The 26,499-nt window shown below is 72.8% G+C and carries 26 protein-coding genes and 1 pseudogene; 13 read left to right on the top strand and 14 right to left on the bottom strand.

Annotation, left to right across the window (positions count from 1 at the left end):
- Positions 1-20 precede the first annotated feature (20 nt).
- On the top strand, positions 21-155 hold the full coding sequence (locus tag ACWEFB_RS15110; RefSeq protein WP_326559564.1) for a hypothetical protein: 135 nt from the start codon (positions 21-23) through the stop codon (positions 153-155).
- 160 nt (positions 156-315) lie between these two features.
- A complete protein-coding gene (locus ACWEFB_RS15105; protein ID WP_452285778.1) occupies positions 316-819 on the top strand; it encodes a hypothetical protein in 504 nt (167 codons plus the stop codon).
- 2 nt (positions 820-821) lie between these two features.
- On the opposite strand, the gene ACWEFB_RS15100 is transcribed toward ACWEFB_RS15105, so the two are convergent.
- Complete coding sequence (locus ACWEFB_RS15100) at positions 822-1,847, bottom strand: hypothetical protein (RefSeq protein WP_452285776.1); 1,026 nt, start codon at positions 1,845-1,847, stop codon at positions 822-824.
- Between the two features lie 161 nt (positions 1,848-2,008).
- On the bottom strand, positions 2,009-3,511 hold the full coding sequence (locus ACWEFB_RS15095; RefSeq protein ID WP_452285774.1) for an MFS transporter: 1,503 nt from the start codon (positions 3,509-3,511) through the stop codon (positions 2,009-2,011).
- Positions 3,512-3,723: 212 nt separating this feature from the next.
- On the opposite strand from ACWEFB_RS15095, the gene ACWEFB_RS15090 reads away from it, so the two are divergent.
- From ACWEFB_RS15090 to ACWEFB_RS15080, 3 genes are all read left to right on the top strand, one after another.
- A complete protein-coding gene (locus ACWEFB_RS15090; protein ID WP_452285772.1) occupies positions 3,724-4,368 on the top strand; it encodes a TetR family transcriptional regulator in 645 nt (214 codons plus the stop codon).
- 66 nt (positions 4,369-4,434) lie between these two features.
- Positions 4,435-5,310: an alpha/beta fold hydrolase gene (locus ACWEFB_RS15085; RefSeq protein ID WP_452285770.1), complete on the top strand. Its 876-nt coding sequence runs from the start codon at positions 4,435-4,437 to the stop codon at positions 5,308-5,310.
- 177 nt (positions 5,311-5,487) lie between these two features.
- A complete protein-coding gene (locus ACWEFB_RS15080) occupies positions 5,488-6,528 on the top strand; it encodes a phosphotransferase (protein WP_452285768.1) in 1,041 nt (346 codons plus the stop codon).
- Between the two features lie 19 nt (positions 6,529-6,547).
- Here the strand turns inward: ACWEFB_RS15080 and ACWEFB_RS15075 are convergent, their stop codons facing one another.
- The 9 genes and pseudogenes from ACWEFB_RS15075 to ACWEFB_RS15035 all read right to left on the bottom strand — a co-directional run.
- Positions 6,548-6,883 (bottom strand): hypothetical protein, encoded by a 336-nt coding sequence (locus tag ACWEFB_RS15075; protein ID WP_452285766.1) that lies wholly within the window; start codon positions 6,881-6,883, stop codon positions 6,548-6,550.
- A gap of 721 nt (positions 6,884-7,604) precedes the next feature.
- Positions 7,605-8,585, bottom strand: coding sequence for a DNA topoisomerase IB (locus ACWEFB_RS15070; RefSeq protein ID WP_452285764.1), 981 nt, complete (start codon positions 8,583-8,585; stop codon positions 7,605-7,607).
- The gene (locus ACWEFB_RS15065) at positions 8,569-9,582 is read right to left on the bottom strand and encodes a glycosyltransferase family 9 protein (RefSeq protein WP_452285762.1); all 1,014 of its coding nucleotides are present in this window, start codon (positions 9,580-9,582) and stop codon (positions 8,569-8,571) included. The genes ACWEFB_RS15070 and ACWEFB_RS15065 overlap by 17 nt, the downstream gene beginning before the upstream one ends.
- Positions 9,579-10,280, bottom strand: a complete 702-nt coding sequence (locus ACWEFB_RS15060; RefSeq protein WP_452285760.1) for an SDR family oxidoreductase — start codon at positions 10,278-10,280, stop codon at positions 9,579-9,581. Before ACWEFB_RS15060 ends, ACWEFB_RS15065 begins: the two co-directional genes overlap by 4 nt.
- Positions 10,277-11,716: a PfkB family carbohydrate kinase gene (locus ACWEFB_RS15055; protein WP_452285758.1), complete on the bottom strand. Its 1,440-nt coding sequence runs from the start codon at positions 11,714-11,716 to the stop codon at positions 10,277-10,279. Before ACWEFB_RS15055 ends, ACWEFB_RS15060 begins: the two co-directional genes overlap by 4 nt.
- Complete coding sequence (locus ACWEFB_RS15050; RefSeq protein ID WP_452285756.1) at positions 11,713-12,552, bottom strand: D-sedoheptulose-7-phosphate isomerase; 840 nt, start codon at positions 12,550-12,552, stop codon at positions 11,713-11,715. Before ACWEFB_RS15050 ends, ACWEFB_RS15055 begins: the two co-directional genes overlap by 4 nt.
- The gene (locus ACWEFB_RS15045; protein WP_326559576.1) at positions 12,552-13,769 is read right to left on the bottom strand and encodes a glycosyltransferase; all 1,218 of its coding nucleotides are present in this window, start codon (positions 13,767-13,769) and stop codon (positions 12,552-12,554) included. The genes ACWEFB_RS15050 and ACWEFB_RS15045 overlap by 1 nt, the downstream gene beginning before the upstream one ends.
- Complete coding sequence (locus tag ACWEFB_RS15040) at positions 13,754-14,731, bottom strand: glycosyltransferase (RefSeq protein ID WP_452285754.1); 978 nt, start codon at positions 14,729-14,731, stop codon at positions 13,754-13,756. The genes ACWEFB_RS15045 and ACWEFB_RS15040 overlap by 16 nt, the downstream gene beginning before the upstream one ends.
- Before the next feature lie 95 nt (positions 14,732-14,826).
- Positions 14,827-16,410: pseudogene (locus tag ACWEFB_RS15035) on the bottom strand (HAD-IIIA family hydrolase); the annotation flags it as partial.
- 665 nt (positions 16,411-17,075) lie between these two features.
- On the opposite strand from ACWEFB_RS15035, the gene ACWEFB_RS15030 reads away from it, so the two are divergent.
- A complete protein-coding gene (locus tag ACWEFB_RS15030) occupies positions 17,076-17,843 on the top strand; it encodes a polyprenol monophosphomannose synthase (protein ID WP_326559578.1) in 768 nt (255 codons plus the stop codon).
- 60 nt (positions 17,844-17,903) lie between these two features.
- Positions 17,904-19,343 carry an aldehyde dehydrogenase family protein gene (locus ACWEFB_RS15025; RefSeq protein WP_452285752.1) on the top strand — a complete coding sequence of 480 codons (1,440 nt, stop codon included), beginning with the start codon at positions 17,904-17,906 and terminating at the stop codon, positions 19,341-19,343.
- A gap of 32 nt (positions 19,344-19,375) precedes the next feature.
- Here ACWEFB_RS15025 and ACWEFB_RS15020 read toward each other — a convergent pair whose 3' ends face one another.
- Complete coding sequence (locus ACWEFB_RS15020) at positions 19,376-19,783, bottom strand: ChaB family protein (RefSeq protein ID WP_452285750.1); 408 nt, start codon at positions 19,781-19,783, stop codon at positions 19,376-19,378.
- Between the two features lie 162 nt (positions 19,784-19,945).
- On the opposite strand from ACWEFB_RS15020, the gene ACWEFB_RS15015 reads away from it, so the two are divergent.
- From ACWEFB_RS15015 to ACWEFB_RS15005, 3 genes are all read left to right on the top strand, one after another.
- Complete coding sequence (locus ACWEFB_RS15015; RefSeq protein ID WP_326559581.1) at positions 19,946-20,356, top strand: DUF2795 domain-containing protein; 411 nt, start codon at positions 19,946-19,948, stop codon at positions 20,354-20,356.
- A gap of 63 nt (positions 20,357-20,419) precedes the next feature.
- On the top strand, positions 20,420-20,884 hold the full coding sequence (locus tag ACWEFB_RS15010; protein WP_452285747.1) for an SRPBCC family protein: 465 nt from the start codon (positions 20,420-20,422) through the stop codon (positions 20,882-20,884).
- Between the two features lie 88 nt (positions 20,885-20,972).
- Positions 20,973-21,230 carry a hypothetical protein gene (locus ACWEFB_RS15005; protein WP_326559583.1) on the top strand — a complete coding sequence of 86 codons (258 nt, stop codon included), beginning with the start codon at positions 20,973-20,975 and terminating at the stop codon, positions 21,228-21,230.
- Positions 21,231-21,267: 37 nt separating this feature from the next.
- Here the strand turns inward: ACWEFB_RS15005 and ACWEFB_RS15000 are convergent, their stop codons facing one another.
- Complete coding sequence (locus ACWEFB_RS15000; protein WP_452285745.1) at positions 21,268-22,464, bottom strand: MFS transporter; 1,197 nt, start codon at positions 22,462-22,464, stop codon at positions 21,268-21,270.
- A 173-nt stretch (positions 22,465-22,637) separates the two neighbouring features.
- Between ACWEFB_RS15000 and ACWEFB_RS14995 the strand changes: the two genes are divergently transcribed.
- The gene (locus ACWEFB_RS14995) at positions 22,638-22,850 is read left to right on the top strand and encodes a hypothetical protein (RefSeq protein ID WP_326559585.1); all 213 of its coding nucleotides are present in this window, start codon (positions 22,638-22,640) and stop codon (positions 22,848-22,850) included.
- A gap of 50 nt (positions 22,851-22,900) precedes the next feature.
- Here the strand turns inward: ACWEFB_RS14995 and ACWEFB_RS14990 are convergent, their stop codons facing one another.
- Entirely contained in the window at positions 22,901-24,163 is a 1,263-nt protein-coding gene (locus tag ACWEFB_RS14990; protein ID WP_452285743.1) for a mechanosensitive ion channel family protein, read from the bottom strand.
- Here ACWEFB_RS14990 and ACWEFB_RS14985 point away from each other — a divergent pair.
- Complete coding sequence (locus ACWEFB_RS14985; protein ID WP_452285741.1) at positions 24,163-24,339, top strand: hypothetical protein; 177 nt, start codon at positions 24,163-24,165, stop codon at positions 24,337-24,339. The two genes, ACWEFB_RS14990 and ACWEFB_RS14985, sit on opposite strands and share 1 nt — an antisense overlap.
- Before the next feature lie 9 nt (positions 24,340-24,348).
- Positions 24,349-26,496 (top strand): SpoIIE family protein phosphatase, encoded by a 2,148-nt coding sequence (locus tag ACWEFB_RS14980; protein WP_452285739.1) that lies wholly within the window; start codon positions 24,349-24,351, stop codon positions 26,494-26,496.
- Positions 26,497-26,499: the final 3 nt, after the last annotated feature.

The raw sequence follows: 26,499 nt of genomic DNA, 5'->3' as shown, positions 1-26,499 counted from the left end.
GGCCGTACGACAATGCTCGGATGGGTCAGATTCCGCTCGCCGCGCAGGAAACAAGCTGGTACGACGTTCCCGGCGTACGGCTGCTCGGTGCCGTACTCGGTGCACTTCTGTTGATCGCGGCGATCCGCTCGATGTTCGGTAAGGGCGGTCGCTGACCTGCAGGAGGAGACCGGGTTGGGCGAACGCCCGTGGGGGTAACACGGCGTAGCACCAACCTGATCTAACCTGTCACCTGATCCGACTCAGCCCGGTGCGGCGACCGATGCCGACCGCCGGGCCTCGCTTGTTGATCGACGTACGCGAAAGGGGCATGCCGTGACCGACCAGCCGGTATTCACCAAGCTCGGTTTCTCCGACGAGGAGTGGGGGCTGCTCGTCGGCCTGCCGCAGGCGGTGCTGACCGCGGCGAGCGCGGCCGAGTCGAACGGCTCCCGGCGCACCCGCAACGAGAACGCCGCCGGCCTGGAGGCGATCTCCGCCGGACGGGAGTCGGCCAGCCCGCTGGTCGCCGCGGTGGCCGGCGAGGTGATCGCCCGCGCCGGTGACCCCGAGACCGGCGAGGAACTACCGGTGATCGAACCGGACGATCCGCAGGCGCTGATCGACGACGTGCTGCTGCGGGCCAAGAGCGCGGTGACCCTGCTCGGGAACAAGGTGCACGAGGGCGAGGTCGGCGCGTACGAGCACTGGCTCGTCGAGATCGCCGACCAGGTGGTGTCGGCGGCGCCCAGCGGCGGCATCCTCGGCCTCGGCGGCGACACCGTCAGCGACGCGGAACGACGCTTCCGGGACCGGCTCGCCTCGGTGCTCAACGACTGACGTCACCGATCCGGCAGGGTGTCGGCCCAGCCCTGCCAGGCGTCGAGACCGCCGTCGCGGTGGACCTCCCAGGCCCGCTGCGCGGCGGCACTGCGTACGTTCTGCTCGCCGGTCGCGGTCACCCAGACCACCTCGTTGACCGCCCGCTGCCGCAACCCGGCCCGCTGCCACCACGGCGCGCGTTCCTGGAGGTCACCGATCTGCGCGACCATCGCGGTGACCGCGTCGCGGGCGTCGGCGGTGCCCTGGTCGCGAAGCTGCCGCTGCCGGCGGATCGCCGCCTCCCAGCGCGGTCCCCAGTCGGCGGGTAGCTGACCGAAGGGACGGTTCAACACCAGCCGCGCCGCCCTCTCCGCCTGGTCGGCGATCGTCATCGACAGCAGGCCGTGGTGGGCCCAGAGCGGCTCGGTCGAGTCCGGGCCGGTCAACGTCCTCTCCTCCGGTCGGGCAACGGCGGCGAGCGCCGCCAGGGCCTCGTTCCGCCGGGACGCGTACGAGCCGAGGTCGGTGAGGCGGACCAGGGCGGGGAGCGTCGAGATCCCCCGCCCGGTCACCGTCACCACCACGTCGTCGAGGACGACCCGCCACACCACGTACCCGTCCACCCGCTGGACCTGTGCGGACGTCGGCGTCGCGTCGACCGTCAGCTCGACCGGACGCGACCGGGGCGCCTCCGGCAGCTCCCGGTCCGACGCCGCCGGCAACGCCCCCGGCACCGGGTAGTCCCGTCCGTCGGCGGCGAACCGGAGGGCGAGGACCCAGTCGAGGGAGTGGAACAGCACGCCGGCGCGGGGCTGGGTCTCCACCAGCAGCCAGGTGTCGTCCACCCGCAGCCCGTAGCCGATCTCCACAGCCACGACCGTGCCGTCCTGGCGCGACCAACCGGCCAACCAGCCGGACTCCACCGAGTCGGCCAGCCCGTAGACCGGCCAACCGGGCAGGTGGAGGTCCAACTCGGCCCGCTGTCGCTCGGCGACCTCGCGCAACGTTCCCGCCCAGCCCGCGTCCTCGGGTCCCATGATCCCCATGGCCCATTGTCTCGGAGGACCGGCGTCCACACCAGCCGGTGACACGTCCGCCCGGACGTGTCACCGGCGTGGGTGGCCAGGGCCCGGGATCCCGGGGTACGGGCCGATCGGCGTCGCGGGGCCCGCGTCCCCGTGTTACCGGTGCGCGTGCGGCAGTGGTGTTACCGGTGCGCGTGCGGCAGGTGCAGCTCCACGGGCTCCGGCGGGAGGTCGTCCACGCCAGCCGCGACGGCCTGCTGGTGGCGGCGGTGCGCCGACGGCAGGGCGAGCGCGGCGAACACGGCCAGTACGGCCACACCCGCGCAGACCCAGAAGCCGGTGGTGAACGCCGAGTCCATGGGCAGGCCCTCAGGGGTGCTCTTGGACGTGATGACGGCCGCGACCACGGCCGCCCCGATGCTGCTGCCGATGGTCCGCGCGATGGTGTTGACCCCGCTCGCCTCACCGGTCTGCGCGGCCGGGACGCTCTCGATGATGGCGTTGGACATCGCCGCGAACGCCAGGCCGATGCCGGCGCCGGTGAGCACCCCGGAGAGCAGCACCTGCCAGGTCGCACCGTGGGCGAGGGCGGGCAGGACGAACGCGACGACCACCGAGACGGTGCCGAGGAACATCGGCACCTTGGGGCCGAACCGGCGGTCGAGCAGGCCGGCCAACGGGCCGAACACCACCATCATCACGACGGTGGGCAGCAGGAACAGTCCCGCCTGGGACACCGACTTGCCGAACCCGTACCCGGTGGCGGCGGGGAGCTGGAGCAGCGTCGGTACGAGCACGAACGTACCGAACATCGCGAAGCCGAGGATCAGGGCGACCAGGTCGGTGGCCCACACCCCACGGATCCGCATCAGGCTCATGTCGATGAGTGGTTCCCGTACCCGCAACTCGACCAGGACGAAGACGACCAGGGCGACCGCACCGAGCAGGAGCAGGCCGATGGTCTTCGGCTCACCCCAGCCCCAGCCCTGTCCCTTGCTGACCGCGAGCAGCAGCGACACCAGGGACACCGACAGGATGAACGCGCCGAGCATGTCGAGCCGGCCCGGTGTGCGTACGGGCGACTCCGGCATCCCGAAGATGGCCCCGAGCAGCGCGATGACCACGAGGACCAGCGGCAGCCAGAACAGCCAGTGCCACGACAGGTGCTCCACGATCGGACCCGCGGCCACGATGCCGACACCGGCACCGACACCGAAGATCGCCGACAGCAGGCCCACGGTGACGCCGACCCGTTCCCGGGGCAGTTCGTCCCGGACGATGCCGATCGACAGCGGCAGGATCGCCCCCGCCGCACCCTGCAGCGCCCTGGCGATGATCAGCACGGCCAGGTTCGGGGCGAGGGCGGCCAGCAGGGTGCCCACGGCGAGGGTGGCCAGGATGCCGATGAGGACCCGACGCTTGCCGACCATGTCGCCGAGCCGGCCGAGGATGGGCGTCAGGACCGACGCGGCCAGCAGGTACGCGGTGAGGACCCAGCTGATGTCCCCGGTGGAGACCTCCAGGTCGCGCGCGATGGTCGACATCGCGGGCGCCACCAGCGACTGCAGCACCGCGAACGCGAGGCCGCCCAACGACAGGTACACCACCAGGAGCGTGCTGTTGGCGCGTGGAGCCACGCCGACGGTGGAGCCGGTGTTACGCGGCTCCTCGATGGTCTGGGTCATGAGATCCCCGAAACTAGATGTAAACGCTTGCTGATTTAGCCCAGTATCCGCAGCTCGGAGCTAAAGTCAACAATCGTTTACGTCACACCTCCGGCTCGGCGCGCCGCCCGCCGCACGGGGGGACCGGGTCCGCTCACGACCACAAGTCAACAATCGTTTACATCATGTGTCGGGGCGGTTACGCTGGCGGCAAGAGCGAGAGAGGACGTGCCGTGACCGCACAGCCCCCCGGCCGCGTGACCCGGAAGGCGGCTCCGACCGCCACCGACCCGACCCCGCGTCGGCGCAGGGACGCGACCGAGACCCGTCAACTCCTGCTCGACGCGGCCCGCCGTCGCTTCGGCAGCGACGGCTACGCGGCGACGACCGTACGGGACATCGCCGACGACGCGGGCGTCAACGTCGCCCTGATCAGCCGCTACTTCGCGTCGAAGGAGGGACTGTTCGAGGCCTGCCTGGGGGCCGCCGGTGACGAGTTGCGGCGTACCACCGGCGAGGTGCCGTTCGAGCGGATTGCCGAAGCCATCGCACACCAGGTCGCCGGCCTCCCGACTTCGGGAGTCCCCAGTCAGTTGACACTGCTCCTGCGTTCCTCCGGGGACACCCGCGCCGACGAGATCCGGCTCGGCGTACTGCACCAGTCCGGTGAACGACTGGCCGCCGCCGCCGGTTGGCGACCCGACGAGCCGGACAGCGACCGGCTGCTCCTCCAGGCCCAGATGGTGCTGGCCGCCACCATCGGGCTCGCGGTACTGCGTACGACGTCGACCCCGCTGCAACCGCTGGCGTCGGCCACCGAGCAGGACCTGGTCGAGCCACTGCGCGCCCTGGTCGACGCACTGCTGCCCGGCAGGTAGGACACACGCTGCCACCCCGGTGACCGGTGATGATTGCCGGCGGTCCGGGCTGGGCACAGTGATCGGATGTTCGAGGGCTTCGACCTGCAGATGATCGACGTCGGTCCCGCCGAGCTGCGGGTACGCAGTGGCGGTGCCGGGCCACCCGTCGTGCTCCTGCACGGCCACCCGCGTACGCACACCACCTGGCACCGGGTGGCGCCGCTGCTGGTCGCGGCCGGGCACACCGTGGTCTGCCCCGACCTGCGCGGGTACGGCCGCTCCTCGAAACCCGCCACCACCGACGACCATTCGCCGTACTCGAAACGGGCGATGGCCGGCGACGTCCTGGCGCTGATGCGCGGCCTCGGACATCGGCGGTTCGCGGTGGTCGGCCACGACCGGGGCAGTTACGTGGCCACCCGGCTGGCCCTCGACGCGCCCGACGCGGTCACCGGACTGGCCGTGCTGGACTGCGTGCCGATCGGCGAGGCCCTCGCCCGAGCGGGGAGCAGATTCGCCGCCGCCTGGTGGCACTGGTTCTTCTTCGCCCAGCCGGACAAGCCCGAGCGGGCCATCCTGGCCGACCCCGACGCCTGGTACGGCGGCGACGCGGACCGGATGGGCACGGAGAACCACGCCGACTACCGGGCGGCGATCCACGACCCCGCCACCGTCCGGGCCATGCTGGAGGACTACCGCGCCGGCCTCGGGGTGGACCGGGCGGCGGACGACGCGGACCGGGCGAACGGCCGTCGGATCGACTGCCCCACCCTCGTCCTCTGGTCCACCCGCGACGACCTGGAGTACCTGTACGGCGACGTCCTCGCGATCTGGCGTGACTGGTCCTCCGACCTGCGGGGCGGCGGGCCGATCGAGAGTGGTCACCACATGGCCGAGGAGGCACCGGAGGAACTGGCCGGCGCGCTCATCCCGTTCCTTGCCACGCTCGCCAACAGGTAGCCGTCACCAGACCTCGACGATCTTGCACTTGTGGCGCCCGGAATCAGGGCACTCACCCGGATTGTGTCCCACCACAAGTACAAGATCGTCGCGCGGCCCGGTCTGGGGCGGGGCGGGGCAGGGCGGGTGGTTTGAGGGCGTCTAGGTCGGGTTTTGGGCAGACCCTAGGCTGGGCGGGTGCCGGAGCCGACCGAAGACCTGATCCGGCCCGGGTGGTCGATGGAGCCGCTGGGGCACAACCCGTTCAACGCGGCCACCGGCGGCATCTGGCGGGTACGGCGGGACACCGACACCGCAATTCTCAAGATCGCGACGCCGAACCGGCGCGACGACCACCCCGCACACTGGGCGACCAGCGCGGACCCGACGCACTGGAACTACTGGCGGCGCGAGGTGCTCGCCTACCGCACCGGGCTGGCGGCGCAGGCGTACGCGACCGCCGGGATCAGGGCACCGGTGCTGCTGGACGCGGTGGACCGGGCCGACGGGTCGGTGGCGCTGTGGCTGGAGGACGTATCCGGGCGGGCGGGCATGGAGTGCTCACCCGAGCAGTTGGGTGAATTCGGATACCGGCTGGGTGTCGCGCACTCCTCGTGGCTGGGGCGGGAGACGGAACCGGCCTGGCTGTCGCGGGACTGGCTGCGGGCGTACACGACGTCCCGGCCCGTGCCGCAGACGCCACGGTGGGATCACCCGGTGGCGGTGCAGACCTGGTCGGCCGACCTCCGCGACGGGCTCCGGATGCTGTGGGAGCGGCGGTACGACGTACTCGCCGCCACCGACGCGCTGCCCCGGACGCTGGGCCACCACGACGTCTGGCCGATGAACCTGATCGTCGACCAGGGCGGCCCGGTGCTGCTCGACTGGACCTTCGTCGGGCCGGGGCCGATCGGCGAGGACGCCGCCAACCTGATCCTGGACACCTTCTTCGACGGGCTGGTCGACGTGGACCTGCTCGACGACGTGGTCACCGAGGTCAGCGCCGGTTACCAGCGCGGGCTCGCCCCGGCCGTGGACGCCGGCACCGTACGCCGGGCGGTGCTGCTCGGCGCCGCCGCCAAGTATTTCTGGCTCGCCCCCGGCATGCTCGCCGCCCTCGACCGGGACAATCCGAACCGGAGCCAGCAGTACGACCGCCGCGACGACCTGGCCACCTTCGACGGTCGCCGGAAGGTGCTCGAACTCCTGGTGAGCTGGTTCCGGACGGCCCTGGACTGACCGCGTCCCACGGGCCGGCTCACTGGAGGTCGAGCAGGTACGGGATGTCCGGGCAGCGCGGACAGACGAAGATCCGCAGCGCACCCCACCTGCCGACCTGGATGCCGGTGGGCTCCTGCGAATCGAACCGCCGGGGGTCGGCCCACTCCAGGTGCTGCTCCTCGACCGGGCGCCACCGGTCCCGGGTGCCACCGTCGTACTCCTTGGAGTCGATGACCAGGGCCAGGGTGGTAGGGCCGGCGCAGTTCGGGCAGAGTGTCGTGCCCAGGTCGGTGAGACTCCAGTTGGCGTACCCGCCGACCTTCCAGCCGGGCGCCATGAACGTGCTGACGTAGTTGACGCCGGACGCTTCCACACGTTCGCGCAGAGGGTCGGGGAGTTCCTGCGGGAACGGGTACTCGACGACCTGCTCCGGGTGGAGCCGGCACGGGCGAGGCAGGTAGATGTCGTCGCCGATCTCGCCAATTGGCGGCTCGGCCAGGATCTCGGCATCGGGTGGGGTGTCGGGTGCGGGCGGGCGACGTACCGGTGGCCGACCGTGGGGCCGCCGTCACGCGAACCCCAGCCGGTGAAGCCCGCCCCGACCAGGTCGGCGATCTCGTCGTGCACCTCGCGCTCGCCGTCGGCGAGCTGGTGCGAGACGGTACGGCGTGCTTCGGCGGCCCGCATCCGTTCGACCAGCTCGGCTGGGAGCGGCACCTCCTCGTGCACCTGGTACGGGTCCGCGCAGGTCGGCCAGGGTTCGTCCGCCGGCCACCACAGTGGTCCCCCGACGTGGCTGTCCCGCACGCCGACCTCGCCGGGACGCGGGTGCAGTCGGGTGGCGGTCCGGCCGAGGTCGGCCAGCCCCGGCAGGCGGTCGAGGGTTTCCGGCGGCAGCGGTGGCGTCTTCACCGGGCGATCCTAGTAATGCGGGACACCCCAGAACCACGAACGCGTCAGTCTCGTACATCGTTTTTGATGTACGTACATCAAAGACGATGTACGAGTCGAAGGCGTTAGTTTCCCTGCAGGCGCCAGGCTACCGCCGACCGCTGATCAACGACTCGAACGAATCTGTACCTCGCGCCCCTGTTTCAGTCCGACAGGAACTCGATCACCGCGCGTTCGATGGCCTCCGGTGCGCCGTCGGGATCGATCTCGGCCGTGTGACCGTCGTGGTAGCGGTCGATCAGCCTCGGGTCCACATAGGACGCCCGGGCCACGGCCGGGGTGTTGCCGAGCAGTTCGGCCACCTCACGCATGACCCCGGCGACCACCCGCTTGCGCCTGGTCTCGGACCGCTCCGGCCCCTGCCGCGCCAGCGCGAGGGACGTCCGTAACGTGGCGTGCCAGGTTCTGAAGTCCTTCGCGGTCATCTCGCCACCGCTGGCCGCCCGCAGGTACTCGTTGATCTCGTCGCTGCGTACGTCCCGCCAGCCGTGGCCGTCCCAGTAGCCGAACAGCCGGTCCGCGTCACGCCGCCGCCTGCGCAGGTCCCGCAGTACGGCGCAGAGGCCGGCGTCGTCGACCCGCTGCACCCGGGCGATGCCGCCCTTGGCCGGGAACTCGAACACCACGCACCCGCGCCGGGTACGGGTGTGCTCCGGACGCAACGTGGCGACGCCGAAGGTCGGGTCGTCGCCGGCCGCGTACTGGTCGCTGCCGATCCGGAAGGTGCCGGAGTCGAGCAGGCTCGCCACGGTGGCCAGCACCCGTTCCCGACCCAGGCCCCGACCACTCAGGTCGGCGCCGAGACGGGCACGCAGCGCCGGGAGCCTGGCGGCCACCTCCAGCACGTGGTCGAACTTCGCCTCGTCCTGGCGTACCCGCCATTCGGGGTGGTAGAGGTACTGCTTGCGTCCGGCGGCGTCGATCCCGGTGGCCTGGATGTGCCCGGCCGGGTCGGGCGAGATCCACACGTCCCGCCAGGCGGGCGGGATCACCAGTCCCCGGAGCCGGTCCAGCTCCCGGGGGTCGCGGATCGGGCGGCCACCGGGGTCGACGAAGCTCACGCCGCGACCGCGGCGACGCCGACCGTACCCGAGCTTCGCCGGGTCGCTACGTCGCAACCGCATAGCGGGTCCGCCCCACCCGGTCGACCTCGTCGACGGCGGCGAGTACCTGTTCGATGCCGATCGCGGCCAGCGTCGGATGGGTCGTGGAACGCTCGCTGTCCCCGTCGACCGGCACCTGGTCCGGCACCTCCGGGTCGAGCCCCGGCAGCCCCGGATCGTCCGCGTCGGCCATCGCGGCGGCCCACAGTGCACGGTGCCAGGGCCGGTCGGCCGGCGGACCCCAGTGCTCGGGGCGGACCGGGCCGAACAACACCACCGAGGGGATGCCGTACGCGGTCGCCAGGTGCGCCACACCGGTGTCCGCGCTGACCACCAGCCGGCTGTGCGCGACCACCGCGGCCAGCCCGGCCAGGTCGAGCCGCCCGGCGAGGACCGCCGGACCGGGCAGGTCCGCCCGGTGGGCCACCTGTTCGGCCAGGTCACGTTCGGCGGCCGAGCCGGTCACCACCACCCGGTGCCCGGCCCGGGTCAGTTCCGCCGCCACCGCCGCGAACCGCCCCGGCGACCAGCGCTTGGCCGCGATCTTCGCGCCGGGGTGGACCACCGTCACCCCGACCGGCACCCGGTGCGGGCTGGGCCGGCTCAGGGCCAGGTCGGTCGGGTCGGCGGGGATGTCGTACCAGTCGAGCAGCCGGCACCAGCGGTCCACCTCGTGCTCGTCGGCCGACCACGGCGGACCGTCGGTGTGGTCCGCCTCCGGGTTGTGGAACGCGCACAGCCGCTCCGGCCCGGCGGCCTGGAGCACCCGGTGCGACCGGGGCCCGCGCCCGTGCAGGTTCACCGCCCAGTGCGGCGCCGGTCCCGGCCAGTCGACCCCGTCCAGGCCGTCGGTGGGCACCAGCCGGTCGACCCCGCCGACCAGGTCGACCAGGGGCGCCAGCCAGGCCGGCGCGGCCAGGGCCAGGGTCCGGTCCGGGAACGCGGCGCGCAGGCCGCGCAGCGCCGGGACCGCGGTCGCGAGGTCGCCCACGCCGAGCGCCCGCAGGACCAGGATCACGGGTACGACGTCTCTTGCTCGGCGCAGACCACGAGTTCACGGATCGCGCAGCCGGCCGGCTGGCTGAGCGCGAACAGGACGGCGGAGGCCACACTCGCCGGATCGTTGAGCACCGCGTCGGCACCCGGCCGGTACTGCTCCGTACGCTCGTCGAAGAAGGCCGTACGCATCCCGCCCGGCACCAGCAGGGTGACCCCGACCGAGCCCGCCAGCTCGGCGGCCAGCGCCCGGGTGAAGCCGACCACCCCGAACTTGGCCGCGCAGTACGCGGTCGCGTCGCTGACCGCCTTCACGCCCAGCGTCGAGGCGACGGTGACCACCGTCCCGTGGACGCGTTCCAGGTACGGCAACGCCGCCCGGACCACCGCCACGGTCGCCAGCAGGTCGACCGTGACCACCTTTTCCCAGGTTTCGGCGGGCAGGTCGACCAGCCGGCCGGGCACGTCCATGCCGGCGGCGGTCACCAGCCCGTCGAGCCCACCGGCCTGCTCGGCGAGCTGTCGGGTGGCCTGCTCGGCGGCGCGGGTGTCGGCCAGGTCGCACTCCACCCACGGCACCCCGTCGGCGGGCGCCTGCCGGTCCAGCACGTACGGCCGGCCGCCGGACTTGGCCACGGCCGTGACCACCGCCGCACCCAGCCCGCTGGACCCCCCGCTGATCAGTACGGCCGGACCGGCGCCCGGCATGGTTGCGGTCATCGCGCTCCTCCCGTCAGGCGTCGCGCAGCCGTACGGGCCAGCGCGATCATGCCGGTGGTGGACCGTCCGTCCAGGTACGGCACCACCACCGTGTGCCCACCCCACCGGTGGACGATCCCGGCCTCGGGCAGGTCCGGCTCGTCGCCGCCGCCGGTGCCGTAGTCGCCGCCCTTGACCCAGATGTCCGGACGCAGCCAGGACAGGGCCGCGTGCGGGGTGGACTCGTCGAAGATCACCACGGCGTCGACGCAGCCGAGCGCGGCCAACAGCCGGCTGCGGTCGTACTGCGGCACCAGGGGGCGGTCGGGGCCCTTCAGGTCGGCCACGCTCGCGTCGGAGTTGAGGCAGACGATCAGGCAGTCGCCGAGCCGGCGGGCGGCCTCCAGGGTGGCCACGTGGCCGGCGTGCAGCAGGTCGAAACAGCCACCGGTGGCGACCACGGTCCCGCCGGTCGCGCGTACCTCGGCGACCAGTGCACCGGCCGCCGCGGCACCGATCCTCTGTTCCCCACCGGCAACCGAGACCGAGACCGGCTCGGGCACCGGGGCCGGTACGGCAGCCGCCACACCCCCGCCGGCCACGTACGCGGACGCCTCGGCAACCGCCTGCTGCACCGCCTCGGAGACCAGTGCGCCCCGGGCCAGTGCCACGGTCGCGGCGGCGGCGAACCGGTCCCCGGCCCCGCAGGTGTCCCCGTCCGCGCTGGTCGGCGACGGCACCACCAGCGGCGTCGAGCCGGCGTGGCAGAGCAGCGCACCGTCCCCGCCCAGGGTCACCGCGACCGCGCCGACCCGCCACCGCTGGCGCAGCCCGTTCGCTCCCCGGGAGGCGGTGATCAGGCGGGACGCGCCGGGCGTACCGCCGGCCAGTTCGCGTACCTCGACCTCGTTCGGGCAGGCCAGGTTGACGCCGGGCACCGCCGCCGGGCCGCGCGGGTGCGGGTCCCAGACCACCGGTGCGGTCGCGGTGGCCAGGGCGGCGCGCAATCCGGGCTGGGCCGCCACCCCGCGCCCGTAGTCGCTGACCAGGATCCCGGCCGCCCCGGCGAGCAGGTCCAGGATCGCCTCGCTCGGTTCGCCGGGCGGACCGGCGGCACCGCCCCGGTCGAGTCGCAGCAGCACCCGGCCACGGGTCCGCAACCGGATCTTCTCCGGGGTGGCGCCGGGCAGCGGCAGCGCGTAGACCTGCACCCCGGCGGCGGTCAGCAGGCTGCTCAGCCGGGCGCCACCGGCGTCGTCGGCTAACGCGGTGACCAGGGCGACCTCGAAGCCCTGCCCGACCGCGAAGAGGGCGGCCAGACCCGCGCCACCGGGCCGGTCGACGTGGGTGCTCTCGTCCAGCACCGGCACCGGGGAATCCGGGCAGAGCCGGTTGACCACACCCTCCACGTCCCGGTCGAGCAGGGTGTCGCCGATGACCACCAACTGCCCGGTCACGGCCCGGCTCCACGGCCGTTCGGCCCTCGGCTGTGCGTACGCCGCGAGCGGACCGGCCGGTGTTCCCCCGGCTGCCACTCCCCCGGCTCCCGCTCCACCAGCGGCGGATCCACCACCCCCGGCACCACCAGGTCGGAGTCGACCAGCGGCGGATCCACCACCTGCGGCTCGGTGGTGTCGAAGACGCCGTCGGCTCCTCCGCTCCCGCCCGGTGTCGGGTCGACGAGCGGCAGTGCGGCGTAACCGGCCGGTACGCCGAGCGCGGTGGGCAGGGCCAGTTCGACGTACTCGCAGAGCAGGTGGGCCGAGACGAGGTGGAGTTCCTGCACCACCTGCGGGTCCGGTGACGGTACGGCGAGCACCTCGGCGCAGACCTCGGCCAGCGGGTTCGGCACCGGCCCGGTGAACGCCCAGCAGCGCAACCCGGCCTCCCGTCCGGCGCGGGCGGCCCGGATCAGGTTGGCGCTGCGCCCGCTGGTCGACAGCAGCAGCAGGATGTCGTCGCGGCGGCCGTGTGCGCGTACCTGCCGGGCGAAGACCTCCTCGAAGCCGTAGTCGTTGCCGATCGCGGTCAGCGAGGAGGTCTCCGCGCTGAGCGCGATCGCGGACAGCGGCGCCCGGTCCGCCCGCAGCTTGCCGACCAGTTCGGCGGCGAGGTGCTGGGCCTCGGCGGCGCTGCCCCCGTTCCCGGCGACCAGCAGCCGCCCGCCCCGGGCGAGCCGGTCGGCCAGTTCGTCGCCCCACCGGGCGAGGTCGCCCGCCACCCGCCGGTACGGCAGCAGTGCCGAGGCCAGACCGGCGAGGTGCGCGTCGATCACCTCGGTGGAGTGCGTCATCAGGCCACCACCCCGCTCGGCCGCCGCACCTCGCTGACCGCCGTGTACACCCCGCCCAGTTCGGCTGCGGCGCGCCGCCACGAGTACTGCTGCCGGGCCCGGTCCAGGGCCGCCTGGGCGTAACCGAACCGGCGGGTCCGGTCGGCCAGCAGGCCGGCGATGGCGGCGCCGAGCGCGCTCGGGTCGCGCGGCGGCACCAGGTCACCGGTCCGGCCGTCCACCACCGTGTCGATGAGCCCGCCGACCCGGGTGCCGATCACCGGTACGCCGCAGGCCATCGCCTCCAGCGGGGTCAGCCCGAACGGTTCGTACCAGGGGGCGGCGACCAGGACGTCCGCCGACCGGTACCACTGGGGCATCTCCTCGCGGGGTACCGCACCGACCAGGCGTACCCGGTCGGCGAGGCCGCACGAGCGGGCCAGCGCCCGCAGCCGGCGCGCCTGCGGGTCCTCCCCGAGCAGTTCCTCCGGCGGCCCGCCGACGATCACACACTCGGCGTCCGGTACCGCGCGCATCGCCCGGATCACGTCCTGGAAGCCCTTGCGTTCCACCAGCCTGCCGACGGTCAACACCCGGGGTCGGCCGGTCTCCCTGGCGGCGACGGGTCCGGCCGGGGAGAAGTTCTCCACGTTGACCCCGGACGGCACCACCACCATCCGGTCCTGCGGCACGCCCATCCGGACGAGTTCGCGTACCTCGTCCTGGCTCTGCGCGATGACCCGGTCCATGGCCCGCCCCAGGGCGCGTTCGTAACCGATCCGGCGGGCCGGGCTGGTGTCCGCCGCCCCCTGGTGTCGCCGCTTGACCGTGCCCAGCGCGTGGTACGTCTGCACCACCGGCACGCCGGTCTGCCGGCCGGCGGTGATCGCCGCGAGGCCGCTCATCCAAAAGTGCGCGTGCGCGACGTCGGGGACCCAGTCGTCGCGCCGCCACGCCGCGACCAGCCAGCGGCTGAACTCCTTCATGTACGGCAGCAGCGCGTCCTTCACGATCGGCTCGGGTGGACCGGCCGGTACGTGCACCACCGCCACCCCGTCGAGCATCCGTACGAGTTCGGGCAGGTCGGCACTGTCCCGCCGGGTGTAGACCCGTACGTCGTGTCCGGCCGCGGCCAGCGCGGCGGAGAGCTCGGCGACGTGCGTGTTCTGCCCACCGGCATCCTCCCCGCCCAGCGTGGCGAGCGGACTGGCGTGCTCCGAGATCATCGCGATCCGCATAGCTCCTCCTCCAGCAGCCGGTCCCAGTCGGTGAGGAAGCGGTCCAGGCCGTACCGGGTCCGGGCGGTCTCCCGGGCCCGGGCGCCGAGCCGGTGTGCCGCCGCTGGCTCGTCGATCAGGTGCGCGGCGGCGGCCAGCAGGGTGTCGACCCGGGTGGACAGCACGCCCGCTTCCGGTGGCACCGCCGCCACCGCCTCGGTCGCCGCGAGTACGACCACCGGCATGCCGATGGCCATCGCCTCGATCAGGCTCAGCCCGAGCGAGGTCCACCGGCACAGGTGCAGGTACGCCCGGCGCCGGCCGAGTTCGGCCTGCATCCGGCTCTGCGGGAGATCGTCGTGGGTGGTCAGCCGTTCGGGCGGCAGGCCGAGGTGGTCACCGAGACCGGCCACGCCCAGCCCGAAGACGTCGAGCGGGGCCACCTCGGCGAAGCGCGGCAGCAGGTCGGTGCCGGTGACCCGGCCTCGGCGTACCGGTTCGTTGATCACGACGGCGAGGCGGTCGAGTTCGCCGGTGTAGCTCGCCACCGGGTCGACGATGCCGTGTTCGACAACCGTGGTCCGGGTGCCGCCGGTGTCCCAGAACAGCGAGTTGAAGTGGGTGACGTGGGCGATCAGCAGGTCGTCCCGGTCGGCCATCGGGTGCCGGCTGTTCGGCACCGCGCCCTCCTTGGGCGTGTTGTGCTCGACGAAGATCGCCGGCAACGAGCCCCCGATCGGGCGGCGCAGCCACTGCCCGGCCAGCTCGAACTCCTCCGGCCGTTGCAGGATCACCAGATCCACGTCGGCGTCGGCCAGCTGCTCCGGGGTCACCTCCTCGGCCGTGTCCGGCCAGGGGTACGTCCGGGCCCGGCCCAACCCGTACGGGCCCCGGTCGGGGGTGACCGGCACCAGGTAACGGTGCTTGCCGTGCACGAAGGACGTGGTCCATGAGCCGTGCACGTGCCAGAGCAGGATGTTCATGCGGTGCCGCCGGGGACCCGGACCGTGACGCCGGCAAGCGACCCGTCGGTGGCGCCGGCGAGCAGTCGGTCGGCGGTGCCGACGAGGGGTCGGTCGGTGGTGTCGGCCGGCAATCGGTCGGTGGCGAGGAGCCGGACCGCCTCGACGACGCTGTCCGGCGCGACCCGGGACAGGCACGGGTGACCGGGCACCGGGCAACGGGTGGCCCGGGTGTGCCGGCAGCCGGCGGCGGCGTCGCCGAGTCGGACCGTGGGCACCCGGTACGGACCCCACTGTCCGAACGAGACGGTCGGTGCGAAGAGGCTGATCACCGGCGTACCCAGGGCGGCGGCGAGGTGCGCGGGCCCGGTGTTTCCGACGACCAGGCACCCGGCGCGGGCGATGATCGCGGCGAGTCCGGTCAGCGAGGTCTGGCCGCCGAGGTCGACGCCGGACCGGCCGGCGACCCGGGCGCTGAGCGCACCCTCGCCCGGTCCCCCGGTGACCACCACCCGGTGTCCGGCGGCGGCGAGCGCGGTCACGATCCGGGCACAGAGGTCGGGCGGGCAGGCGCGGGCGGCCACCGACGAACCGGGGTGGACCACGACGTAACCGGGTTCGGCGAGCGCGCCGTCGGTCGGTCCGCTCTCCAGACACTCGGCCCGTAACCGCAGCGCCGGATCGTCCCCCTCGGGAAGCGGGAATCCGGCGGCGGCGGCGAGCGAGAGCGCGCGTTCGGTCTCCGGGATGCCCAACGGCACCCGGTGCCGTACGTCCAGCAGCGAGCCCGGGTAGTCGTCGCTGATCGCCGAGATCCGGCCGACCCCGGCCATCCGGAGCACCAGGGCCAGCGGCAACGCGGACTGGTGGAAGGAGGTGAACAGGATCGCCTCGTCGGCGCCGACCTCGGCGAGCCGGCGGGTCAGCCGGTCCACCTCGGACCGGTCGACCGGGGTCGGTTGCGGGTCGATCCACGGCAGCGGCCACTCGATCAGCTCGTCGATGCCGGGCAGCAGTTCGGCGGCGGCCCGACCCCGGGGTCCGCAGAGCATCACCACCCGGTCGGCACCGGCCGCCACCGCCCGGATCGCCGGCCCGGTGACCAGCACGTCTCCGGCCGAGTCCGGCCGGGCCACCAGGACGCAGCGCGGCCGGCGCCGGGATCCGGCGGCGACCGGGGTCGGCTCGGTCGCGAGCCGGTCGGCACCGGTGGAAACGCTGTCACGGGCGGGCGAGACGAGTCGTTGGCGGCGCAGGATGAGGTCGACCGCACCCGGCAGGTCACCGGCGACGGCCGGGGCGGCGGCGATCTCCTCGACCCGGGTCTGCGGCGTCGGCACCAGGATTCCGGCCGCTCCGGCGGCCCCTGCGGCGATCATGTCCGCACCGATGTCTCCGACCAGGACGCAACGGTCGGGTGTGGTGCCGAGGGCGCGGGCGGCGTCGGAGACCATGCCGGGTGACGGCTTGCGGCAGCGGCAGCCGGAGACACCCGGGCCCGGTTCGCCGTGCGGGCAGATCTGCCAGGTGTCGAACGGGCCGAGCAGTTCCTCCACCCGGGCGTTGACCCGCTCCAGGTCACGATGGCTGAACCGGCCCCTGGCGAGGCCGGACTGGTTGGTGACCACGCCGAGGCGCAAACCGGCCGCGCGCAGCCGGTCGAGTGCCTCCCGGGCACCCGGCACCGGCTCGACCAGCATCGGGTCCCCGTTGTACGGCACGTCGTGCACCAGGGTGCCGTCCCGGTCGAAGAGCACCGCGTCGAACAGCGGGGGGCGGATCAGCCCCTCCCGCTCCGGCTCGTCGCGGTCCCGTCCCGGTTCAGGTCGCCCCTGCGCGGGGCCGGCGATCGTGCCGCCTGACCTGCGCTGATGCGGGTCGACCTGATCGTTTCGCACGGGGGGCGGGTTCCCTCGGGTAGGAGGAGTAAACCTGGGTTCCGCCCGCTCGCCGGGCCGCCCAGCCCGCCCCCGGCGGCTGCTGCGGCCACTGTGCGCCCTGCTTCTCGCCCACTACGCGCTCCGCACCGGTACCCGAGTCGGCGCCCGGCTAACCGGAATCCCCGGACCGACCGCCGTAGCGTTCCTGCCGGGTCGCGGTGACCCGCGCTTGCGTTGGGTAGTGTTCGACAACGCCGTGCGTGACCGGACGCAGCGCCGTTTGTAGCGTTGCGATAACGGTGCGACACTCCCGACAACCCGCTCGAACGGCCCGTCGGAACGCCCTCCCGCACGTGGTACGGCATATGGCCGCCCCGCGCAATGGTGGTAAACAGGATGTACGCGGATGGCCCGGTGGTCGCGCCGGGTTACCCACGCAACTACCCTCTCCCCTGACCGCTGTCGGCAGAACGAGGATGTCCGTAATGATCGAACCCGTGCAGTTGCCATCCCCGTGGCGGGATGAGCGGCTCACCGTCGTCGTCCCCACCTACAACGAGGCGGGCAATCTGCCCTTGTTGGTCGACCGACTGCTGGCTCTGCCACTGACAGGGCTGAGCGTCCTGATCGCCGACGACAACTCCCCGGACGGAACCGGCGAGGTGGCGGACAAACTCGCCGCCGAGCACCCCGACCGGGTACGGGTCGTGCACCGGCCCGGCAAGGAGGGCCTGGGGCGGGCGTACGTCGACGGGATCAGTCGGGCGCTCGACGGCGGCGCGGACTTCGTGGCCCAGATGGACGCGGACCTGTCCCACCCGCCGGAGGCGCTGCCGGGCATGCTCGGCGCACTGCTGTCCACCCAGGCCGGCGTGGTGATCGGTTCACGCTACGTGCCCGGCGGGCAGCTCGACGAGGCGTGGCCGCTCTACCGTCGCGCCCTGAGTGGCTGGGCCAACCTCTACGTGCACACCCTGCTCCAGGTACGGATCCGCGACCTGACCGCCGGCTTCAAGATCTGGCGGGCGGACTCGCTGCGCGCGATCGGGCTGGACCGGGTGCAGTCCAACGGCTACAGCTTCCAGGTCGAGATGCACTACCTGGCGACGAAGCTCGGGCACACCATCCTCGAGGTGCCGATCAGGTTCGAGGAGCGCCGGGAGGGTGCCTCGAAGATGACCACCGCGACGAAGATCGAGAGTGCGCTGATGCCGTTCAAGCTGCGTACGCGGCATCGCAACATCACCTCGTAGTGGCCGGGCAACCCGGCGAAACGGCGTTTGTCAGCGCCAGACCGGGGCATCCAGCGCGCCATGTACGAGGTGCAGCAGCTCATCGACGGGGTGTGGAGCGCGGCCGGCGAGACCGGTGACCTGCTGGTCATCGATCCGGCCGACAACACCGAGGTGACCCGGGTTCCGGAGGCCACCGAGGCGCACGTGGCGGCGGCGGTGAAGGCGAGTCGGGTCGCCGCCGCCGGTTGGGCCGCTACCCCGGCGGCGGCCCGGGGTGCCGCCCTGCACCGGGTGGCGGATCTGCTGGAGTCCTCCGCCGATCAACTCGCGGAGGCACAGACCGCCGAAATGGGACGTCCGATCGGGCTGTCCCGGGGCGGGGTCGAGGCCGGCGTCGGCACCCTGCGCCAGTACGCCGAACTCGGCCCGATCCACCGTGGTCAGGCGCTCGCCGGCAACCCCGAGGCGATCGACCTGATGGCGGTCCAGCCCCGGGGGGTGGTGGCTGCGCTGACGCCGTGGAACGACCCGGTGGCGGTCTCCTGCGGCCTGCTCGGGGCCGCCCTGGTCACCGGCAACACGGTGGTCTTCAAGCCGAGTGAGCGCAGCCCGGTGAGCGGCTGGTTACTGGCCCGACTCTTCGCCGCACACCTGCCCGCGGGCGTCCTGTCGCTGCTCACCGGGGGTGCACGGGTAGGCGCCTCGCTGGCCGCCCAGGAGGTCGACGTGGTCGCCCACGTCGGTTCCACCGCCACCGGGCGGTCGATCGCCGCGACCTGTGCCGGCACCGGGGCGAAGGCGCTGCTGGAGAACGGCGGGAGCGACCCGCTCATCGTGGACGACAACGTCGACCCGCGCTGGGCCGCCGAGCAGGCCGCCCTGGGCGCGTTCACCAACTCGGGGCAGCTCTGCGTCGCGGTCGAGCGGATCTACGTACTGCGGGGGGTCGCGGACGAGTTCGTCGACGCGCTGGTGGCGCGGGCGGAGGCGCTGCGGGTCGGACCGGGACGCGATCCGGGTACGGAGGTCGGTCCGCTGGTCGACCGCCGGCAGCGGGCCACGGTCGACGCCCAGGTGCGGGCGGCGGTCGCGGACGGGGCCAGGGTACGCACCGGCGGAAGTGTGCCGGACGGGCCGGGGGCGTTCTACCCGCCCACCGTGCTGGTCGACTGCACCGACGAGATGGCAGTGATGCGGGAGGAGACCTTCGGCCCGGTCGCCCCGGTGCTGGTGGTGAACTCGTTCGACGAGGCGCTGTCGCGGGCCGCGCACTCACCGTACGGGTTGTCGGCGAGTGTGCTGACCGGGTCGATGACCCACGCCCAGCAGGCCTGGCGGGAGCTCCCGGTCGGCACCGTGAAGATCAACAATGTGTTCGGTGGGGCACCCGGCGGCGCCGCCCACCCCCGCCGGGGCAGCGGCCAGGGCTTCGGGTACGGCCCGGAGCTGCTCGACGAGCTGACTGTGACGAAGGTGGTGCACATCGCCGCGCCGGGCGGACCCGCCGGGCGCTGGTGACCCGACCGGACCGCCGCCGGCACGCCCACCCGCTACTTTTTCCGGGACCGTGCGGTCTCCCGGTTGTTCGCCTTCTGGATCGCGCCCACCAGCTCGGACTTGTTCATCCGGGACCGGCCCCGCACGTCGAGTTTCTTCGCCACCTCCAGCAGGTGGTCCTTCGTGGCGTTCGCGTCGACACCACCCGCGGTGGGTGCCCGACGGGCCGGTCCACCACCGGCGGCCTGCTCGTCGCTCGGGCCCCTGTGGCCGTTCTCCTTCTGCTCCCAGTGGTCGCCGACCTTCTCGAACGAGTGCTTCACCGCCGCGTACGCGGTCCGGTGTGCCCGTTCGCCCTCGCCGTACGTCTCCACCGCCGAATCGTGGGTTTTCACCCAGGTGTCCTGGGCCTTGTCCGGCGAGCGTTGCAACGTACTCGGAAGCACCTCACGTCCCGGCATGTCATCCTCCTGGAGTCCCGGACCGGTCCGTACCGGCCCCGACTGTCGTCGGCCAACCCTCACTCTTCCCGGCACCACCGCCACCAAACGCGTTCGCCCAGTTCAGGCGCGACCGTTCGACGATTCGGTTTACCGGGTGGGCCTCGGGGTAGCGCATAGGACATGGACCGGGGCAACAGCAAACACGGACCGCGGCTCGACGACGAGATGAGCCGGGAGGTGGCCAGCACGGTGAACAACACGGCCGGCTCCCGAGCCGAGGAGTGGCGTGAGCCGGAGCCCGCTGGTGAGGACCAGCCGGGCTCGACCAGGGCGCCGAGTGCCGACACCCGCTCCGGGGCGCCCGCGGGAATGACCTCGGTCGAGGTCGAGGAGCGCAGCCGGCTGGGCCGTTTCATCAGCCTGTCCGCGCTGCCCGGTGACCGGGACGCGTTGCGCCGCAGCGCGGAGAACAACGAGGCGCCGGACGAGATACTCGCCCAGTTGGACCAACTGCCTCCGGACACCGAGTTCCGTACGGTCTCCGAGGTCTGGGCGGTGCTCGGGCATCCGAACGAGACACAGCGCTGGTGACCCGTCCCCGCGTACACGCGGGATGCGGTGGGTTTCCGGCAGACGAGGAAGGAAGTCAGTCAGATGAGTGCGGTAACCGAATCCGTGGACGTGGCCGTCCCCGTACGGACCGCGTACGACCAGTGGACCCAGTTCGAGGACTTTCCCCGTTTCATGGAGGGAGTCGAGGAGGTCCGCCAGGTCTCCGAAACGATGACCCACTGGAAGGTCGGGATCGTCGGGGTGGAACGTGAGTTCGACGCCCGGATCACCGAGCAGCTACCCGACGAGCGGGTGGCATGGACTTCCACGAACGGCACCAACCAGGCCGGCGTGGTGACCTTCCACCGGCTCGACGATGGGCACACCCGGGTCACCCTCCAGCTCGAGTTCGAGCCGCAGGGCATGACCGAGAAGGCCGGCGACAAGCTCGGCATGGTGGACCGCCGGATCAAGGGCGACATGCAGCGGTTCAAGAACTTCATCGAGGCTCGTGGCGGTGTCGAGACCGGCGCCTGGCGTGGCCAGGTGGACCGGCCGCAGCCGTAGGAACCCTCGCAATCCGCACCGGTGCCCGTCGGGATCTCCCGGCGGGCACCACCGGTTTGCCGGTCGGGCCGCCGGGTACGGCCAGAGCATGACCGACAACGACAGCTCCGTCTGGCGCGACGACGAACGCCTACCCCTGCGGGACCTGGAGCGCGCGATGGGCGCGTCAACGGGTGACGGCCAGGTGGACGACATGACCGGCAACGAGGCGGGCGCGGAGGCGACGTTCGGCAACGGAGCCGAGGCGGACGACGTACTGCCGAGCGACGAGGCCGCCCGGGAGGAGATGACCGACCCGGAGCGCGCCTACCGGCCGTCGACCACCGGTCGCAACGGACCGTCCTGACGTGGGCTCCGGTCAGGCGGACTGACGTGGGCGTTGGTCAGGCCGGGACGGTCCGGGTCCGTGCCCGGCGGGTGGAGGCGAGGTAGAGACCGAGCAGGATCAGCGAGAGCACCAGCAGGGACGGCCCGAGCGTCTCGACGCCGAGCCGGCTGAGCAGGACCCCGATTCCGGCCGGGAGCAGGGCGCCGCCGAGACCGGCGGCGCCGATCTGCAGGCCGATGGTCCGATCCGCGTGCGCGACACCGACCCGGTCGGCCGTGGTCAGGGTGAGCAGCGGGAAGACCGGGGCCGCGGCGAAGCCGATGATGGCGAGCCCGGTCACCGCCAGTGCGCCCGGCCCCGGTACGGCGACCAGCGCCGCGCCCACGGCCATCCCGATGAGGCTGCCCCGGAGCACGGCGACGCTGCCCAACCGTTCGGCGACCAGCCCCTGCACGACTCGCCCGACGAACAGGCTGCCCCAGTAGATCGAGACGCAGATGCCGGCGACCGTCCCGCTGACGTGACGTCCCTCGGTGAGCAGCAGGAAGGCCCAGAGTCCGGCGCCCACCTCGACGCCCACGTAGACGGCGAACGCCAGGGCCCCGGTCCAGACCGCCGGCAGGGCGAGGGTGGCGGCGATCGGTAGCCGGGTCGGTCCGGCCGCCTGCTCCGACGTCCCGTCCGGCGTCACCGTGCGGCGGTCCCAGGCCCGTACGGTGAGCACGAACGCGAGGGCGAGCAGGACCTGAGCGCTGGCGACGATGCCGTAACCCCAGCGCCAGGAGAGTCCGGCACTGATCGCACTCGTCATGATCAACGGGCCGAGGGCCACCCCGAGGCCGAAGAACGCGTGCAGCCAGTTCATGTGTCGAGGTCCGAAGGCGCTCGCCGCGTACGCGTTGAGCCCGGAGTCGACCGCACCGGAGCCGAGCCCCAGCACCAGCGCGCTGACGATCATGACGGTCAGTACGGGCGCCAGCGCGTACCCGGTCAGGGCGATGCCGGCCAGCGCGGTGCTGCCGGCCAGCAGCCAGCCGACCCCGACCCGGGCGAGGGTGAAACCGGCCGCGACGCTCGACGTCAGGTAACCGATCGTGCCGGCGGTGAGCAGGAGTCCGACGGCTTCGGTCGGCACCGCGAAGGCGGCGCGGATCGACGGCCAGCCGACGCCGAGCAGGCCGTCGGGCAGGCCGAGGCTGACGAAGGCCAGGTAGGCCAGGATGAGCAGGGCGGGGCGGGGGCGGTTTGGCACGTCTCGCGATCTTTCCGGATCCCCGGTTGGTACCGCTACCCGGAATATTCAGCAACCGGAGTATTGCCGCTTCCGGTACGGCGGGCCCCGGAGCCCTCTAATCCGGACAGCTCCCCCAGAATCGGCCGATCGGACGACGGGCGAACGGGAAAACACCCGGCAGAATTCTTGAGATGCATGAACGCTCCGGTCTGCTCTCCGCGCGTCAACGCCGCCTGGCCTGGGTCGGCTTCCTGCTGACCGCGCTCCAGGCCCCCGTTGCCGCCCAGGTCCTGCCCGACGCCTCCTGGCTGTTCAGCATCGTGGTGGCGCTGATGGTGGCGACAACGATCCTCGCCGACGACGCGATGCGCCGCCGGCCGGCGGAGGCCACACCGGCCGAGTAGTCCGGCCTGACCCCACACCGGAACCCCTGAGCCGGGAAGCGGGCTCCGGACTACCGGGACGCCTCGTCGGCGCCGCCGGTGGGCCGCTCCGGGGCCGGCGTCAGCAGGTCGGACGGGTGGCTGGCGGCACCTTCCGTGATCGGGTTCGGCTGGTAGGCGGGCACACCGTCCGTTGACGGTGCCACCGAGGCCAGCCCCTCCGGCGCCACCTCGTACCCGGCCGCCAGCACGTCCGGCAACGGCTCGTACGCGGTCGAAATCCCCTCCGGCAACGGCTCGTACGCGGTCGAGATCCCGTCCGGCAACGGCTCGTAGCCGGCCGTGAGCGTGTCCGGAAGCGGCTCGTACGGGGTCGAGATCCCGTCCGACAGCGGCTCGTAGGCGTTCAGCCGGTCCGTCGCGGGCTCGTACCCGCCGGTCGGACCGGACGAGGCCGGCTCGTACGAGCCCAGCAGGCCATCCGGGGCCGGCGAGGTCGGCACGTCGGCCAGGGTGGGGTCGGCCAGGGTGGGAACGGCCGAGGTGGCTCCGGTCAGTGGCGGGACCGACGCACGGGCGGTGACCGCCGGCTCGGCGTACGGCGAACCGGGGTCCGTGCCGCGCGGGTACGCCTCGGCACGTGCCCGACGCTGCCGGGCCTCGTCGGCCACCCGCCGCAGCCACTCCTCCCAGCGCACCCGCATCGGGCCGACCAGCCCCCCGCCGACACCGACGATCAGGATGCCGGCCACGGTGGCGAGCAGGGTGACGAGGACCGGCACGGTGACCGCCCGGGCCACCCCGGTCTGCACGAACGCGGCGATCACCCCTAGTGCGATGACCAGGAGCGACACCACGTCGGCCAGGAGCCGGCCGTAGGAGACCCGGCCCAGCGCGTCGGTGATCAGGTCGTGCACCGCGTTGGCGATGACCACGGAGACCGCCACCACCACGAGCGCGACGAAGGCCTGCGGCAGCCAGCCGACCACGGCTTCGACCAGGTCGTGTGCCGGGTTGGGACCCCAGATCGCGAACGCCAGCCGCAGGGTGAACAGTAGCAACAGGTAGTACGCCACCCGGGCGAGGACGGTGGCCGGCCGGTACCGGGTACGGGCCACCAGCCGCCCCAGCCCGCCACGCTGGACGACCTGGTCGAAGCCGAACCGGTCGAGCAGCCTGATCGCCATCCGCAGGACGAACCGGGCCAACAGCCAGCCGAGCATCAGGATGCCCGCGCACCCGATCAGTCGGGGCACGAACAGCAGCACCGAATTCCAGATCTCGGTCAGCTCGGTGGCGACTTCGACCTGCCGTACCGCGAGGATTCCCGGCATTGGCGTCCCTCCCGTCACTGGACCACCGCCGCCCGCGTACCCGGCTGGCCCTGGTTCATTCCGGACCCGGCGGCGGCGTACGGCGGCTCGCGTACCGCGGTGTCCCCGATCCGGTGGAAACGCCGGAACCGCCCCGCGGCCCGTTGATCGACGGCGGGTTCGTGCCGGCCGGTTAGGCTGCTGTCATGCCAGGCTCGGTCGGGCGGGTTCCCGCTCCCCCCTCCCGGCGGACCGGTCTGTCCCCGACGCCCGAATCATCGCGGCAGCCCGACGCGGGGATCCGATGGGCGGACACCCCCCTGGGCCCGGCCGACCGGTGGGATCCGGCCCTGCGTGCGGTGGTCGACCTGGTGCTCTCCGCGTCCGTCCCGATGACCTTCGCGTACGGCGACGACCTCGCGCTGATCTACAACGACGGCTACGCGCAACTGATCGGTGGCAAGCACCCGGACGCGTTCGGCCGTCCCGCCGCCGAGGTCTTCTCCGAGATATGGCACCTGCCCGGCATCGGTGACGAGATCGAACGGGTCTACCGCACCGGGACGAGCTACCTGGAGAAGGAAGGCCAGCTACCGGCGGAACCCGGCGAGCCGGACCACGCCGACCAGGCGGTCTTCACCCGGGGTTACTCGCCGGTCCGGGACGGCGACGGGCGGATCATCGGCACCCTGGTCATCGCCGTCGAGAGCACCCAGGTCACCCGGCGGCTACAGAGCCTCAGCGAGCTGGCCAGCGCGCTGTCGGGCACCCTCACCCTGGACGACGTGGCCCGGGCGGCCCTGCGGTACGCCCTGGAATCGTTCGACGCCGACCAGGTCGCGTTCGGTGTGGACGACGGGGTCGACTGGCGCGGCGTACGGCGGGTCCGGGGCGAACTGCTCGACGAGGCCGACGAGCGCCTCCCCCCGCTGTGGCGCACCTACCCGCCGGAGTCCCCCGCCCCCCTGATCGGCACCGCCATCGCCGGGACCCCGCGCTACTGGAACAACGGTCAGCCGCTGCTGCCGACCGCCACCGACCGGCACGACGAGAAGATCCAGGCGCTGGCCGCGCTGCCGCTGCGTACCGTGTCGCTGCGCGGGGCGCTGACGGTCGGCTACCGCAGCCCCCACCCGTGGTCACCGGCGGAGCGGGCACTGCTGACCGCGGCGGCGGAACTGGTGGCCCAGGCCGCAGAGCGGGCCCGCCGGTTCGAGAACCAGCACGGCACCGCCCAACTGCTGCAACGCAGCATGCTGCCGGAGAACCTGCCCGACCTGCCGAGGCTGCGGCTGGCCGCCCGGTACGACACCGGGGTCGACGGCAACGCCGCCGGTGGCGACTTCTACGACGCCTTCCGGCTCAGCGGGGGCAGGTTGGCGGTGGTCCTCGGCGACGTGGCCGGGCACGACGTGCACGCAGCCGCGATGATGGGCCAGGTACGGGCCGCGCTGCGCGCCCTGGCGCTCAGCGACCCGGACCCGGCGGCCGTCCTGTCCGGCCTGGACCGGCTGGTGGAGAGCCTGGGCACCGACGCCCGGCGGGACGAGCTGTTCGTCACCGTGGTGTACGGGGTGATCGAACCCGCCACCGGGCTGATGACCCTGGCCAGTGCCGGTCACCCGACCCCGCTGCTGCGCCGCGCCCCGGCCGGCGGGCCGGTCACCGCCGAGTATCTGGAGGTGCATCCGGGGGTGCCGCTGGGACTGGGCGGTCATCGCCCGACCAGCACCCTGCCCTTCCTGCCCGGTGACACGCTGCTGCTGTTCAGCGACGGGGTGGTGGAGCGGCGGCAGCAGAGCCTGACCGACGGGTTCACCGCCCTCGCCACCGCCGTCGCCTCGGCCGCCGTCAGCGACCCCCGTACGCTCTGCGCGGTTGCCAGTGGGGCGGTGCCGGGGTCGAGCGAGGACGACGCCGCGGTGCTGGCGGTCGAGCACGCGCTGACCCCGAGCCGCTCGGCGGCGTTCGAGGTGCCGGCCGAGCCGACCGCACCGGGGCGGGTCCGGCAGTGGCTGACCACCCAGCTCACCACCTGGCAGGTGGCCGAGTCGGTGATCGGTGCGGCGGTCCTCTGCACCAGCGAGCTGACCACCAACGCGCTGCTGCACGCCGGGACGGCGGCGCGGGTGGAGATCGACCTGAGCCCGGAGCGGCTGCTGGTGTCCGTGGCCGACCAGGGCACCCGGGGCACCGTGACCCGGGCCCGTGCCGACACCCTGAGCAGTCGGGGGCGGGGACTCGGGCTGATCGAGCAGCTCAGCGACGCGTGGGGGACCGACCCGACCGTACGCGGTTCGACCGTCTGGTTCGAGATACTGACAGCGGAGGGTGATCCCGACGTACACAGGTAGGTG

This window comes from Micromonospora sp. NPDC004704 (assembly GCF_053601675.1).
The sequence above is the reverse complement of the archived record's forward strand: the minus strand, read 5'-3'. Positions and strand labels throughout refer to the sequence as shown.

Coding starts and splice junctions, on each gene's coding strand:
- ACWEFB_RS15100 (WP_452285776.1), bottom strand. CDS start 1,847: ATGGGGATCATGGGACCCGAGGACGCGGGCTGGGCGGGAACGTTGCGC.
- ACWEFB_RS15020 (WP_452285750.1), bottom strand. CDS start 19,783: ATGCCGGGACGTGAGGTGCTTCCGAGTACGTTGCAACGCTCGCCGGAC.
- ACWEFB_RS15060 (WP_452285760.1), bottom strand. CDS start 10,280: ATGACCGCAACCATGCCGGGCGCCGGTCCGGCCGTACTGATCAGCGGG.
- ACWEFB_RS15110 (WP_326559564.1), top strand. CDS start 21: ATGGGTCAGATTCCGCTCGCCGCGCAGGAAACAAGCTGGTACGACGTT.
- ACWEFB_RS15015 (WP_326559581.1), top strand. CDS start 19,946: ATGGACCGGGGCAACAGCAAACACGGACCGCGGCTCGACGACGAGATG.
- ACWEFB_RS15040 (WP_452285754.1), bottom strand. CDS start 14,731: ATGAACATCCTGCTCTGGCACGTGCACGGCTCATGGACCACGTCCTTC.
- ACWEFB_RS14980 (WP_452285739.1), top strand. CDS start 24,349: ATGCCAGGCTCGGTCGGGCGGGTTCCCGCTCCCCCCTCCCGGCGGACC.
- ACWEFB_RS15095 (WP_452285774.1), bottom strand. CDS start 3,511: ATGACCCAGACCATCGAGGAGCCGCGTAACACCGGCTCCACCGTCGGC.
- ACWEFB_RS15025 (WP_452285752.1), top strand. CDS start 17,904: ATGTACGAGGTGCAGCAGCTCATCGACGGGGTGTGGAGCGCGGCCGGC.
- ACWEFB_RS15085 (WP_452285770.1), top strand. CDS start 4,435: ATGTTCGAGGGCTTCGACCTGCAGATGATCGACGTCGGTCCCGCCGAG.
- ACWEFB_RS15005 (WP_326559583.1), top strand. CDS start 20,973: ATGACCGACAACGACAGCTCCGTCTGGCGCGACGACGAACGCCTACCC.
- ACWEFB_RS14995 (WP_326559585.1), top strand. CDS start 22,638: ATGCATGAACGCTCCGGTCTGCTCTCCGCGCGTCAACGCCGCCTGGCC.
- ACWEFB_RS15030 (WP_326559578.1), top strand. CDS start 17,076: ATGATCGAACCCGTGCAGTTGCCATCCCCGTGGCGGGATGAGCGGCTC.
- ACWEFB_RS15050 (WP_452285756.1), bottom strand. CDS start 12,552: ATGACGCACTCCACCGAGGTGATCGACGCGCACCTCGCCGGTCTGGCC.
- ACWEFB_RS15070 (WP_452285764.1), bottom strand. CDS start 8,585: ATGCGGTTGCGACGTAGCGACCCGGCGAAGCTCGGGTACGGTCGGCGT.
- ACWEFB_RS15010 (WP_452285747.1), top strand. CDS start 20,420: ATGAGTGCGGTAACCGAATCCGTGGACGTGGCCGTCCCCGTACGGACC.
- ACWEFB_RS14990 (WP_452285743.1), bottom strand. CDS start 24,163: ATGCCGGGAATCCTCGCGGTACGGCAGGTCGAAGTCGCCACCGAGCTG.
- ACWEFB_RS15045 (WP_326559576.1), bottom strand. CDS start 13,769: ATGCGGATCGCGATGATCTCGGAGCACGCCAGTCCGCTCGCCACGCTG.